We start from the raw sequence: 12,452 nt of genomic DNA, 5'->3' as shown, positions 1-12,452 counted from the left end.
GCAATGATATCTATTTGATCATGCATAACAGCCCACTCAGGTGAGCTACATTTTCTGGCAGCCAGGACTGGTTACACAGGATTGACGAATGGTAGTAACTTCATCTGCTGCTTTGTGCGTTTGATACCTATCAATCAGCCCAGCAATGATGATCAGCGCTAGGACAGCCAGCCATACTTTGTTCATGACTTTTCTCGTTAGCAGCCCACTCAGGTGGGCTTTTTAGTTTCTAAAGGGCGATGCTACATATTATCGAACCCTGAAGTCACTGCTTGAGCGAGCGGTATTAATATCAACGGCTTTTTGTATGGTGTGCCTGATAATCTCTGCCGCTAAAACGCCCAATTTCAGCCTGTTTGGGGTTCCAGGGCTGCTGAATAGATAATCCGTAGCAACAGACCCATCTTCACCGTAAATTTGTATTTCGGGATCTCGCATACCAATTAATGTGCGGTCCTCGGTCATGTTTCTTATGTTATCTGCAATCGAGGTGATGACGCTATCATCGATGTCCGTTTGATGTGTGTGCGCAAAAAGATTTCTTAATGTATTCAATCGTTTCATGGCGTTGTAAAGCGGGACAGGCAAACCGAGATTTCTTGCGATTTTCAATTTTGCATCACATTCGATTCTGACTCTATCCTCATCTGACCCGAAAACATTCTCATTGTTGCAAACGCCGCACACCCAAGCCTCTGCAAGCTGTTCGCAGATAAGGTGTGAGCGAAGGACTGCGCCAATATTGTCCGTAGTCGACATAATTTGAATCATTGAACCTGGAACAATATCGAATTTTGCCACGTTCATGAACACGTAAATATTCATAATCACTCCTGGAGTTTTAATGACCGATAAAAACGAGCTTGCTGTGGTTGTTTTAGGTAATGACCATTCGAAAATTGCCTTTGGTAATCATGTGGCCACCTACGACGAAAGGGGCAATCTGAAAGTAGTTGTGAACCCTACCGATGCCATTAGATTCCCGGTAAAACTTGAGATTGTTGACTTTCGGAACGGAGAGAAACCATCTTTTACAGACATGGATATTCCCCCGGGGCTATTTCTTTAACAGTGCTCGATCGATAGTTGGAGGTAGGTGGTTTTGAGGTTCATCGGTCGCGACCTGCGCTCCCTCGGCGAGTATGTCCAACTGCTGCTGTAGCTTTTTTATGCTCAAAGCCAATTCCGCAAACGTCAATTCTCTTTCTTCAGGGATGTCATGCATTTCAACCCAGGACTCGAGGGCGGCAACCATTTCCGCGTTTGCTGAACGACCGTTACTCTCCGCAAGCGCAGCAATTTTCTGCTTAAGATCTTCAGGTAGTCGCAGGTTAACTTGTGGATTTTTATAAGGTCTGCTCATGAGAGTTCACCATGATACAAATATGTATCATCAGGATAAGTACATATGTATTGACTGGCAATGCGTACCTAAATACTATGTATGCGTACCGCATACAAAAGGAGATATCATGAAAGTGAAGACATTGAGGGTGCCTGAGTGGTTGGAAAAGGCATTTGAAGAGCTGGCTGTAAAATCCGATCGTTCTTTTAGCAAAGAGGCAGTGCGAGCCATGCGCGAGTACGCGGAGCGGCAGGGAGTTAAGTGCCCAGAATGAACAAAGCCCCGACTGCTGTAACAGTCAGGGCCTCAATAGCCGGTAAATCCTTGGGGGAAAAACCAACATGATCAGTATAACAACAGCAGTATCTGCCATCAATGTGCCTTTCTATGGTTCTGAGCTTTACGTTGTTAATCACAATGGCGAGCCTTACACGCCCATGAAGCCTATTGTTGAAGGGATGGGAATGGACTGGAAAAGCCAGTACGTGAAGCTCACGCAGAGATTGGCTAAAGGGGTGGTGGAAATCACCATCCCTACAGCAGGCGGCATTCAGAAGATGCTCTGCCTCGCCCTGCGCAAACTTGCTGCCTGGCTGAACACCATCAGCCCCAACAAGGTAAAACCGGAGATTCGCGACCGTGTTATCCAGTATCAGGAAGAGTGCGACGACGTTCTCTACGAATACTGGACGAAGGGTCAGGTTGTTAACCCGCGCAAGACCAGCACCGACGAGCGTACGCCTTTGCGCGATGCAATCAATATGCTGGTCGGTAAGCGCGGCATCATGTACCCAGAAGCTTATAGTTATGTGCATCAGCGCTTTAACGTTGCCCACATTGATGAACTGCCAGCTGAGCAGTTGCCGGTAGTTATTGAATACGTTCACCGCTTGGCGCTGGATGGAGAATTCCTTGGTAAGCAGGAGTCATTGCCTGCGCCTGTGTCCAGTCAATTCAACGATGAGGAACTTTGCACCCTGGCTAATCTTTGGCGTTCGGCTGCCGTGATGTATGAAGCTTGCAAGGAGGTGTACCCGTTACTGCTGGCTGCTGACCATCGACTTGTCCCGCGCTTCTGTTCTATTGGTGCAAATTATAACCGCGGCATTAACAGGGCGCGCGTTCTGCTTAAACGTGAAACTGGTCATATCAAAGAACATCCGTGGGGTGATAGTAACTGGAAGAATACTCTCACCTATGACATGAAAGATTTTTGATGTATTACACCCAATCACCAAGCCTCGCTGACGCGGGGCTTTTTTTTGGAGCAAATATGGCAGTTGAAACCTACAACTGGCACTCGCAGCTCGGCGCGGGTGCGGTCGAATACAGCCAAACAATACGGTCTGCGCAATTCGGTGATGGTTACGAGCAGGTGGCTGAGAACGGCATTAACTCCACCGCTATTCAGATCCCAATGAAGCACGCAGGAACAGAGGCGGAAGTGAACACGATCCGCGACTTCCTGTTAGCGCATACCGTTAAAGCATTTGTCATCACGCCGCCGGGCGAGGAGATGGGGCTGTATCGGGTGGTACCTGACTCTGTGCGCAAAAACCAACTCAGCAGCAAATTCGCCGAGCTGACATTCACGATTAAGCGCGCCTATGGCGTCTATGCCTGAGGTGGAGCATGACCGCACTGATTGATACAGCTGCAATGCTGGCGCCAGGTGGCAGAGTCCGCCTGGTAGAAGTTGACGCGTCCGAGTTTAACGGCGGGATCCACCGCTTTCACTACAGTCCTTTTCCCCACACTCCAGCGGAGATTGATGCGGCCGCCGGCGATGAGGACAAACTGGGGCCTAAGCCCATTATCTGGGACGGAAAGGCTTTCGATTTCTGGCCATTCCAGATTTCTGATCTTGCAATCTCAACCGATCAGGCCGCCGAGCCGAAACTTAGTGTCTCGAACCTTGACGGGCATATCACGGCACTCTGCCTGCAGTTCAAGGATATGGTTAACGCGAAAACAAGCATCATCGACACCTACGCCATTTATCTGGACGCGGTGAACTTCCCGGGCGGTGTGAACTCGACAGCAGATTCGACGATGTTCACCCTCCAGACCTTCTGGCTGGACACCAAAACTTCAGAGGATGATGAGGTGGTTACGTGGTCACTCAGTAGCCCGGCGGACTTGCAGAACTTGGTTATTCCGACCCGGCAGATCACATCACTCTGCGAGTGGGCGTTGCGCGGCCAATACCGTAGTGGAGACGGCTGCACCTACAACGGCACGGCCTACTTTGATGCCAAGGGCAACTCGGTTGCCGATCCGGCACTGGATGTATGCGGTGGCTGTCTTAGTGATTGCCGGAAGCGCTTTGGCTCTGGCCTGGCTGAGCCCAATACCGCGACTCTCGACTTTGGCGGATTTCCAGCAACGGTGCTATTTTCCCGATAACCGGACATCAAAATGAACAAAACGATTATGAATGCCATCCGGGCGCACGCGCTGGAGGAATCACCGCGGGAGTGCTGCGGCCTCGTCATCCAGTCAGGGCGACGCCAGCGCTATGTGCCGGTGCCAAACAGCCACGAAAACCCGACGGAGCATTTCCGTATTGATGGTGAGCATTGGGCGAATGCTGAGGATGCAGGAACCATTATTCGAGTCATTCATTCCCATCCCGGCGACGGCGCCAGGGCTATCCCATCAGACCTCGATCGCCAGCAATGCAACCAGTCCGGAGTGGTATGGGGTATCTACGCGCCTGATAGCGATGAGTATGCCGAAATCACGCCGGATGCCATCCCGCTTATCGGGCGTCCATTCATTCTGGGCTCTCACGACTGCTGGGGGCTGGTAATGGACTGGCATGCCACCCAGGGTGTAACGCTGACTGATTTCCGGGTCGATTACCCGTGGTGGGAAAGCCAGTACCCGGACAACCTCTATTTCGATAACTGGGCGCGGGAAGGGTTTATCGAATGCGACCCGGCGCCAGGCTGCATGGTCATCATGCAGGTCGAGTCCGGTAAGTGGAATCACGCGGGAGTTATCACCGAAGAAGGCGAACTGCTTCACCACCTGTACGGCCAGCCATCCTGCGTCACGCCGTATGCGCGCGGCTACTTCAAAGACCGGACGATGATCTGCGTGCGCCATAAAGATTTACCACAGGAGATTCAGCCATGGCGCGTCTGACCACTATTCGCCTTTACGGCGCACTGGGTACACGTTTTGGACGTGTGCATAAGCTGGCGGTGCAGACCTCAGCGGAGGCCGTGAAGGCGCTTTGCATCAATCTGGATGGGCTTGAAAGCTATCTTATGAACGCTAAAAAAAACGGTATGACGTTTGCGGTGTTCCGCGGGAAACGTAATGTAGGTGTCGAGGATTTCAAAGAGCTGGCCGGTGACAGTGATATCCGCATCGCCCCCGTAATGGAAGGGGCGAAGAAAGCGGGTATATTCCAGACGATTCTTGGGGCTGTGATGATTGTTGCTGGATTGGCTTTGGGACCTGTTGGCTGGGGTGTTGTTGGTGCAGGTTTTACTAACGGCTTAATTATTGCCGGGATCTCATCAATGGCTGGTGGTATCTATCAGATGCTTTCGCCACAGCCCGGTGGTTTACAGATGCGCCAGGACGCAGACAATAAACCTTCCTATGCGTTCGGCGGAGCGGTCAATACTACTGCAATGGGGAACCCGGTCGCCATTCTTTACGGAGAAAGAGAAATCGGTGGCGCCATCATAAGTGCTGGGATAGTCGCCGAAGATATCTGACGACTCCGTACCTTTCAATAGGCACCCAATTGGGTGCTTTTTTTATGGATGCAATATGGCAACGATTACTGGTGCGAAGGGCGGCAGTCAGAAGCAACACACGCCTGTAGAACAGCCTGATTCAGCCCAATCTATGGCGCGCTGCCGTATGCTGCTGGCGCTGGGCGAGGGTGAATTTGCTGGTGGACTGGATGCAACGCGCATCTTCCTGGATGGTACGCCTTTGGGCAATGCAGACGGCTCAATGAATTTTGAAAATGTCTCCTGGGACTTTCGCCCGGGCACTCAGGTTCAGACTCCGATCCCCGGCTTCCCTGCGGTTGAAAATGAAACAACCATTGGCGTTTCGCTAACCAAGGCCACCCCATGGACCCGGGCTATTAGCAACACTCAGATTGATGCGGTGCTTGTGCGTATCGGCATTAATGGCCTGCAGCAGCAGGAGAGCGACGGCGATATTGTCGGAACGACCGTTCACTACCATATCGACCTTGCAGTGGATGGTGGCGCATACAGCACCGTGATGACCAAAACGATCACGGAGAAGCTGAGCTCGCTCTATGAACTGACGCACCGCATCAACTTGCCAAAAGCCACAACCGGCTGGCAGATACGCGTAGTCCGCGACACCGCAGACAGCACCAGCCAGATGCTACAGAACAAAACCCAGGTGCAGGCTATCACTGAGGTCATCGATGCCCGCCTACGTTATCCGCACACCGCGTTGCTGTACGTGTCGTTTAACGCTAAATCGTTCAGTAATATCCCCAGAATTTCCTGCAAACCAAAAGGGCGCGTCATTCGTATCCCGACAAACTATGACCCGGTTAACCGGACATACCTTGGCACCTGGGACGGGACATTCAAATGGTCGTGGAGTAACAACCCGGCGTGGATCTGGTTCGATGTACTGACTGAACCGCGTTTTGGCCTGGGGCGCAGGGTAACGGTGGATATGCTGGATAAGTGGGAACTTTACCGCATTGCCCAGCGCTGCGACCAACTGGTGCCAGACGGGAAAGGCGGTACCGGCACAGAGCCCCGTTTCATATTCGACGTGTACATTCAGGCGCAGGCCGATGCATGGCAGGTGATCAAGGATATTGCCGCAGGGTTCAACGGTATGACGTTCTGGGGCAACAACATGTTCAACGTTGTCTCCGATATGCCTGCAGACACGGCGAAGCTGCAAATCATGACTCGCGCATCCGTCGTGGGCAAACCTAGCTATTCCAGCGGCAGCGAGAAGAACCGCTATTCCAGCGCGCTGGTCAACTTCAGCGACCCGGACAACCACTACCAGGACCGCACGACGGCGGTCATGTTTCCGGAACTGGTGAAGCAGTTCAAGTTCAAGCAGACGCAACTGACGGCCATCGGCTGCTCGCGGGAGAGCGAGGCTCAGCGGCGCGGCGGCTGGGCGGTGTACTCAAACTCTCTTGATCGCATCATTACGCTGCAGACTGGCCTGGATGGATACATCTATGTGCCGGGTACCGTGTTTGCTTTTGCCGATGAGCGCATGTCGGGAAGAGTGTACGGCGGTCGTGTCGTTGCCTACGACGCTGCGCTGAGGTCGGTAATGACGGACCGCGGAACCAGTGCGGTAGCGGGAGATACGCTGATGATCCGCACGTTGGGTGGGATCGTTGAGAGCCGAATTCTTCAGGCGGCCAACGGGGCGCAACTGATTGTGGACACGCCGTTCACGGCCCAACCGCAGCCTAACGCCGTGTTTGTTATCGATGCAGGGCAGCTACGCCTGCAGTATTTCCGCGTGACCAATCTGGCGTTCAATGATGAGGAAAATACCTTCAGCATTACCGGCGCAGAGTACAACGCGTCGAAATATGATGCCGTTGATAACAATGCGCGCCTGGACACGCCGCCGATAAGCCTGATACCGACCGGCCTGGTTAGCCAGCCCACGAATATCGCGATTAGCAGTTACGACTCGGTTAGACAGGGCCAGCGTATTGCCACCATGGTTGCGGCCTGGGATGCTCCGCTGGATAAGAACGGGAAGCCGCAGGCCGATATCGTTGCATATCAGGTGCAGTGGAAGCGGGACGATAATGAATGGATCAACGTCCCCGAAACCGGGCTGCGCAATATTGAGGTAGCAGGCATTTTTTCAGGTGACTACCTGGTGCGTGTACGAGCAATCAACTCCGGCGGTGCGTCCAGCCTGTGGGCTACGTCCTCCCTGACGAACCTTACCGGTCGCACCGGGGATGTGCCGAAGCCAGTAGGGCTACGCACCACTGCTATCAACTGGGGGATTCAGATTGACTGGTCTTTCCCTGCGGATAGTGGAGATACACTTCAAACTGAACTGCAGTATTCAGTTAATAGCAATGGCGACAACCCGCTGCTGCTTGCCGGCGTTCCATACCCTCAGCACACATACACCCAGCTGGGACTGAAAGCGGGGCAGGAATTCTGGTACAGGGCCCGCCTGGTTGACCGTATTGGTAACCAGGGCGACTGGACAGGCTGGATCCGGGGGATGGCTAACGATAACGCCGATGATTACCTGGGCGATATTACCGGGGATTTCCTGACCTCAAAAGACGGTGATGCCCTGACCAGCCAGATTGATCAGAATCTGGAAGGGCAGTTGCAGAATGCTTTGGCGAATAACGCGATAGTCGAACGGCAATGGGCGCAGTACGGTGAAGTCCGCGCCGAAATTCTGGTGGTGAAAACGACGATTGCCAGCGTTGATAAAGCAATGGCTGAGTTGTCGACCACAGTGCAGGCCGAGTTCCGCAATATGACGGCAACGCTGGAAGATAAGCTGACGGCGGTTGTTGATGCTGATGGTGCTTCGGCGATTCATACCCTGAAAGTTGGGGTGCGTATTGACGATGTTTACTACGGCGCTGGCATGTCTGTCGCCGTTGTTGCAGAAGCAGGGCAGCCAGTGGTGACGCGAATTGCGTTTAACGCTAACCAACTCGTTCTATTGAGCGGTGAAGGTGATGCTCAATATTCCCCGTTCGCCGTCATTAACGGGCAGATGTTTGTCAGTGAAGGGTTCATTCAGTATGGCGAAATTACGCTGGCCAAGATTGGTGAACTTCGCTCTTCAAATTACGTTGAGGGTAAAACCGGCACCATAATGAAAGCCGATGGCACATTTGAAATTAACGGCGGTGTTGAAGGTGAGGGGGGGATGAAAATCACAAACGAAACAATCACAGTGCGTGATGAGAACGGAGTGGTTAGGGTACAAATTGGACGACTTACGGGCTTGTGGTAATAAAAAAGGGGCCTAATTTTCCTGGAGGTTTTATATATGGGCGAATTTGGCGAGGCTGTATGGTACAGGGGACGAAATCTTGTTGTTGAGACAAACCCTATATATTTCTTTGATTATATAATGGAACCGTATAATGGCAGTCGTTCTTACAGCGTTCCAACTGGTTTTACTCTTAAAGTCATGGTTGGAACAATGACAAACCCTAGCTTTACAGACATTACAACTGCTAGCGTTAGTGGCAATGTTGTTGCGTGGTCTAAGGCTTCTGTATATTCACCTGTAATTGTTTACGCTGAGGTTACATAATGGCTAATTATGGAATGATAATTAGGCGACCTGACGGTAAATTTTGGATGAGTCCAGATGTAACCCCTCTTACATTCCAGTACCGAGAGGATAGGTATATAAATAATAACGGCGTGAATAGCTTCCTAACGAGCATACCAGTTAGTCGCCCGTTTCTTGTTTTTGCACGCAGGCTTGATGGTAGCTCGTGGTCGTCGTTTGAATATTATCAGGCTAATGGATTTTGGGGCGTAAGAACTAAATTCAGCATGATTACACCTCAGACACCTGCGACTATAAGGTTTTATTATTTTTCAAATATACCAAGGATAGATAGTAATTTTGGGACTGTTTTCAGGAATGAACTTGGCGAGGTGACTTGGAGTGCGGACAGCTTGCCACTTCAAATGCAACCTTATTCCATGGAGGCAACCTCATACACAACTAACGTTGGCGCTACATGCGCGGTTACTCCGATGTTTTGCATGTTTCAGGTTGAGGCTTACTTCCCTGGTACTCCACCTATTTGGATGTATGGCAGTTATGCGTTCATGGCATCAGGAAACACAGTTAGCAGGGAATTGGTTGCAATGGATGAGACGACAGCGCCGTGGGACGATAGGCCGACTTCAACAACGTTCTACGCAATAAACACAGAGCTTTACGATCTATAACAGACCCGCTGCGGCGGGTTTTTTATTATCAATAATTCAGGAGCCAATATGTCAGCAGGCACTCTAACCCTGACGAACAATTCTGATGCAGTTACCGGGGCCGGTACCACGTTCACAACTGAGCTGGCGGCCGGAGATTTCATCGTAACGACGGTCGGCGGTATTACTTACACACTGCCAGTGAAATCAATTAGCAGCGGCACACAACTTGTTTTAATCAGTAAGTACACCGGGCCGACTCTGGCTGGCGCAGCATGGCAGGCTGTTCCCCGTGCAGCGCAAAACCAGATAACGGCGGAGCTTGTCGCTCAAACAACCGCAGCGCTGCGTGGGCTCAACTATGACAAGCAGAACTGGCAGGCAGTATTCAGCACTAGTGGCGACATCACGGTTATGCTGCCTGATGGCTCAACCTTTACCGGCCCTTCCTGGCAGAGCATCAAGGATACGCTGGCGCTTATCGATATTGATGCAGTAACAGCGCTGGCTAATCAGGTTCGTACGGATGCGCAGCAGGTAGCGACCGATAAGGGAGCTGCGCAATCTGCTGCCCAGGCTGCGAGCACAGACGCTTCCACAGCATCGAGCGCGAAGACAGCAGCAGTAGCAGCTAAAACGGCGGCGGAAACTGCGAAGACTGATAGTGAGACCGCAAAGACTGCCGCGGTATCGGCAAAAACGGATGCGGAGGCAGCTAAAACTGCTGCGGAGGCAGCAGCCAGCGCAGTTCATCCTGAAAACCTGTTGCACAAAGACCAGAACCTTGATGATTTGCCCGATAAGTCTGCCGCGCGTGGTCACCTGGATGTGTACTCAAAAGCGGAGACTGATGGGAAGGGTGGCGGCTATATCGGCCAGTCATGGTGGCACGACATGCGGTCAAAAATGCCGGATGGTTGCGTCGCGTCAGATGGTCAGGAAGTGGATCAGGCTGGTCCATTCGCAGACCTGTATGCTGACGTTGCCGCGGGTAATCGCCCGACGTGCACAGAAGCTGAATGGCAGGCCGACCCAACTAAGCGCGGCTGTTATGTCCTGAATTCATCGACGGGAAAAATGCGCCTGCCTGATCGTAACGGTGTGCAGTCTGGAAGTATCAAGGCTCCGGTTATGCGTGGTGATGGTGGGTATCTGGTTGACGGCACGGTGCAGAGAAGTGGTGTGCCTAACATGGCAGGTGAGGTAACAGCTACAGCAAACTACGGCTTAACTGAAGTAGGCTCGAAGGTTACACCACCGTTTAAAGTGGGCGCAAATAACCTGAACGGCTTCAACGGTAATGGTGGTTCGACTACAGCCCGTAGCCTGATTATCGACCTATCGACTGCTAGCGATGTGTACACCACCGGCTTGACCGAAGCCCGCATGAACTCACTAACCGGCTGTTTCGTTATCCGCTACTCCGGTCGCGCTCAGAATGCTGGCTCGCTCGATGCGATGACGCTTTCCGCGCGGATGGAGTCGATAAACACCGACCTGTTGGCGAAAAATGTCGCGACAAATGCGCGAGTTGGATATGTACTTTTAGCGCCGTCAGCGCAGATATCAGTAGGTCAAAGGCTTGTGCTTGAGAACCCATTTGGTAACAGTACCCCAGTAATAGTTCAAGCTGAACTACTTTCAGGCAATTTATGGTTTAATCCTGCCTGGCTATACCACCCAAATGCCGGGGGATATGGGATTAATGCATCATATTCTGCTGGCGAGGGTATTGTCGTGCAATCAGGTTCATATCGTCTTAATACAGGTAGCATGAACTCTGGAGGTGGCGGCGGAACAGTAACTGAGCAGACAACCGGAACTTATAGGGTGCATGTATGGAAGGTGACAGCATGATTATTTATCTGTGGAAAGGCGATAATCGGTCATATGGCTTTTCGCCTGAAGTATGGAGCGGGAATGTGCTGCAGGTCGAAGTGCCGGAAAGTTTCAGCGGCGGGAATAAAACATACAACGCTGAAACAGGAGAGTGGATTACTGACCCGCCATATTTGCGCACTCATGAAGATGACGTACGTGATGCAGAGGCACGCCGGCGCAATCTGATAGCAGAAGCTGAAAAGACTATGGCTGGCTGGATTCTGGATCTAAATCTTGGCCTAATTAGTGAAGAGGACAAACAAAAGCTGATTGCCTGGCGGCTATATGTGAAAGAGCTGGATGCCCTTGAACTGGATGCGGCGCCGGATATCGAGTGGCCGCCGCGCCCACAAAATTAACGCCACAGCGCTTTGCCCTGGCGAACCACGATCATAATGGCTTTACCCATGCTTTCGCACTGAGGTAAACCAGGTGATATCCATCGCGAGTTGATAAACGCCAATATGATAGATCGGTCATAGTAGAAAAGTAATGCTGGAGGCACTGGCGGAACGTATATCTGAAAGTGACCCGCCATTTGACATAGGGGTGAAATGTAACTAGTTGATGTAATATATGTTATAAGTCATTGCGGATTTAGAATAAAAAAGTAACAGCCTGGAAAATGAGCCAATTCACCATCAAAGAAATCGCGCTAATATCCCATAAGCTAAAAGATATCAGTGATACATGGTCAGATTTATGGGTTTTTCTTTGCCTAGTACCACTTAGTGTTGGCCAGGTTATTAATCTCAAGCACAGAAGCTTTGACGGAAAATACCTGAATCTTGAAAAGGGGGCGAGATTTAAGAGTGTTCAGGTAGAGGCTCCCCCTCTGATTTGCGAGCTCATACAGAGACGCAGAGAAAGATATCCCGATGATATCTATATTTTTCAGAGCCACTCAAACAGGGTCAAGTTTCAGGATAAACCTGTAACAGTGGTTGCATTCAACCAGGCTTTGAAGATCGCATCAAAAGGCGTCACGGGGAAGACGGTGAGCAGCAAAAGCGCTCAATGTTAGTTTGCTGTGGACCGTGGTATGCAAGCACAGACCGCAGCAGTAGGCCATGTGTTCATGTCATGACACTGGCGGAAGTATAGAGCAAATCACCTATTCAGCAACCAGCCAGAATTCGGCCTCTTCGAATATCTTCTGCACTGTGCGGTTGATCTGCTCTTTCTCGTGCTTACTGGCATCTGTATTGATCGCCGGCAGCGTCATCATCGGCTTAACCCGGATATCTGCTTCGGGGAAGATGCGGTGTACCCTCTTGCTCAATTCACCC

At 51.4% G+C, this 12,452-nt stretch carries 15 protein-coding genes; 12 read left to right on the top strand and 3 right to left on the bottom strand.

The annotated features are described in order from the left end of the window. Positions 1 to 249: 249 nt before the first annotated feature. Positions 250 to 825, bottom strand: a complete 576-nt coding sequence (locus RDN66_RS15705) for a hypothetical protein (RefSeq protein ID WP_308537983.1) — start codon at positions 823 to 825, stop codon at positions 250 to 252. A gap of 19 nt (positions 826 to 844) precedes the next feature. Here RDN66_RS15705 and RDN66_RS15700 point away from each other — a divergent pair, with 19 nt between their 5' ends. After that, complete coding sequence (locus RDN66_RS15700) at positions 845 to 1,069, top strand: hypothetical protein (RefSeq protein ID WP_308537982.1); 225 nt, start codon at positions 845 to 847, stop codon at positions 1,067 to 1,069. On the opposite strand, the gene RDN66_RS15695 is transcribed toward RDN66_RS15700, so the two are convergent. After that, the gene (locus tag RDN66_RS15695; RefSeq protein ID WP_308537981.1) at positions 1,058 to 1,363 is read right to left on the bottom strand and encodes an Arc family DNA-binding protein; all 306 of its coding nucleotides are present in this window, start codon (positions 1,361 to 1,363) and stop codon (positions 1,058 to 1,060) included. The two genes, RDN66_RS15700 and RDN66_RS15695, sit on opposite strands and share 12 nt — an antisense overlap. A gap of 109 nt (positions 1,364 to 1,472) precedes the next feature. Here RDN66_RS15695 and RDN66_RS15690 point away from each other — a divergent pair, with 109 nt between their 5' ends. The 11 genes from RDN66_RS15690 (at position 1,473) to RDN66_RS15640 (ending at position 11,522) form a co-directional block, all read left to right on the top strand. Continuing rightward, complete coding sequence (locus RDN66_RS15690) at positions 1,473 to 1,619, top strand: DNA-binding protein (protein WP_308537980.1); 147 nt, start codon at positions 1,473 to 1,475, stop codon at positions 1,617 to 1,619. Between the two features lie 67 nt (positions 1,620 to 1,686). After that, positions 1,687 to 2,562: a phage antirepressor N-terminal domain-containing protein gene (locus RDN66_RS15685; protein WP_308537979.1), complete on the top strand. Its 876-nt coding sequence runs from the start codon at positions 1,687 to 1,689 to the stop codon at positions 2,560 to 2,562. A gap of 56 nt (positions 2,563 to 2,618) precedes the next feature. Then, on the top strand, positions 2,619 to 2,969 hold the full coding sequence (locus tag RDN66_RS15680) for a phage tail protein (protein ID WP_308537978.1): 351 nt from the start codon (positions 2,619 to 2,621) through the stop codon (positions 2,967 to 2,969). Between the two features lie 8 nt (positions 2,970 to 2,977). Next, complete coding sequence (locus RDN66_RS15675; RefSeq protein WP_308537977.1) at positions 2,978 to 3,751, top strand: phage minor tail protein L; 774 nt, start codon at positions 2,978 to 2,980, stop codon at positions 3,749 to 3,751. A 12-nt stretch (positions 3,752 to 3,763) separates the two neighbouring features. Beyond that, complete coding sequence (locus tag RDN66_RS15670) at positions 3,764 to 4,495, top strand: C40 family peptidase (protein ID WP_308537976.1); 732 nt, start codon at positions 3,764 to 3,766, stop codon at positions 4,493 to 4,495. Then, entirely contained in the window at positions 4,483 to 5,079 is a 597-nt protein-coding gene (locus RDN66_RS15665) for a tail assembly protein (RefSeq protein WP_308537975.1), read from the top strand. The genes RDN66_RS15670 and RDN66_RS15665 overlap by 13 nt, the downstream gene beginning before the upstream one ends. Before the next feature lie 55 nt (positions 5,080 to 5,134). After that, the gene (locus RDN66_RS15660; RefSeq protein ID WP_308537974.1) at positions 5,135 to 8,344 is read left to right on the top strand and encodes a DUF1983 domain-containing protein; all 3,210 of its coding nucleotides are present in this window, start codon (positions 5,135 to 5,137) and stop codon (positions 8,342 to 8,344) included. Positions 8,345 to 8,380: 36 nt separating this feature from the next. Further along, positions 8,381 to 8,650, top strand: coding sequence for a hypothetical protein (locus RDN66_RS15655; protein WP_308537973.1), 270 nt, complete (start codon positions 8,381 to 8,383; stop codon positions 8,648 to 8,650). After that, entirely contained in the window at positions 8,650 to 9,303 is a 654-nt protein-coding gene (locus RDN66_RS15650) for a hypothetical protein (RefSeq protein ID WP_308537972.1), read from the top strand. Before RDN66_RS15655 ends, RDN66_RS15650 begins: the two co-directional genes overlap by 1 nt. Before the next feature lie 48 nt (positions 9,304 to 9,351). After that, positions 9,352 to 11,139, top strand: coding sequence for a hypothetical protein (locus tag RDN66_RS24335; protein ID WP_374044026.1), 1,788 nt, complete (start codon positions 9,352 to 9,354; stop codon positions 11,137 to 11,139). Beyond that, a complete protein-coding gene (locus RDN66_RS15640) occupies positions 11,136 to 11,522 on the top strand; it encodes a tail fiber assembly protein (protein WP_308537971.1) in 387 nt (128 codons plus the stop codon). Before RDN66_RS24335 ends, RDN66_RS15640 begins: the two co-directional genes overlap by 4 nt. Positions 11,523 to 12,277: 755 nt before the next feature. Here RDN66_RS15640 and RDN66_RS15635 read toward each other — a convergent pair. After that, positions 12,278 to 12,452: DinI-like family protein (locus RDN66_RS15635; RefSeq protein WP_308538003.1), on the bottom strand; the 175-nt coding region annotated here is incomplete at its 5' end.

It is taken from the genome of uncultured Kluyvera sp. (assembly GCF_902485085.1).
Taxonomy (GTDB): domain Bacteria; phylum Pseudomonadota; class Gammaproteobacteria; order Enterobacterales; family Enterobacteriaceae; genus Kluyvera; species Kluyvera ascorbata.
Note: the sequence above shows the minus strand (reverse complement) of the source record. Positions and strands in the feature narration are given on the sequence as shown.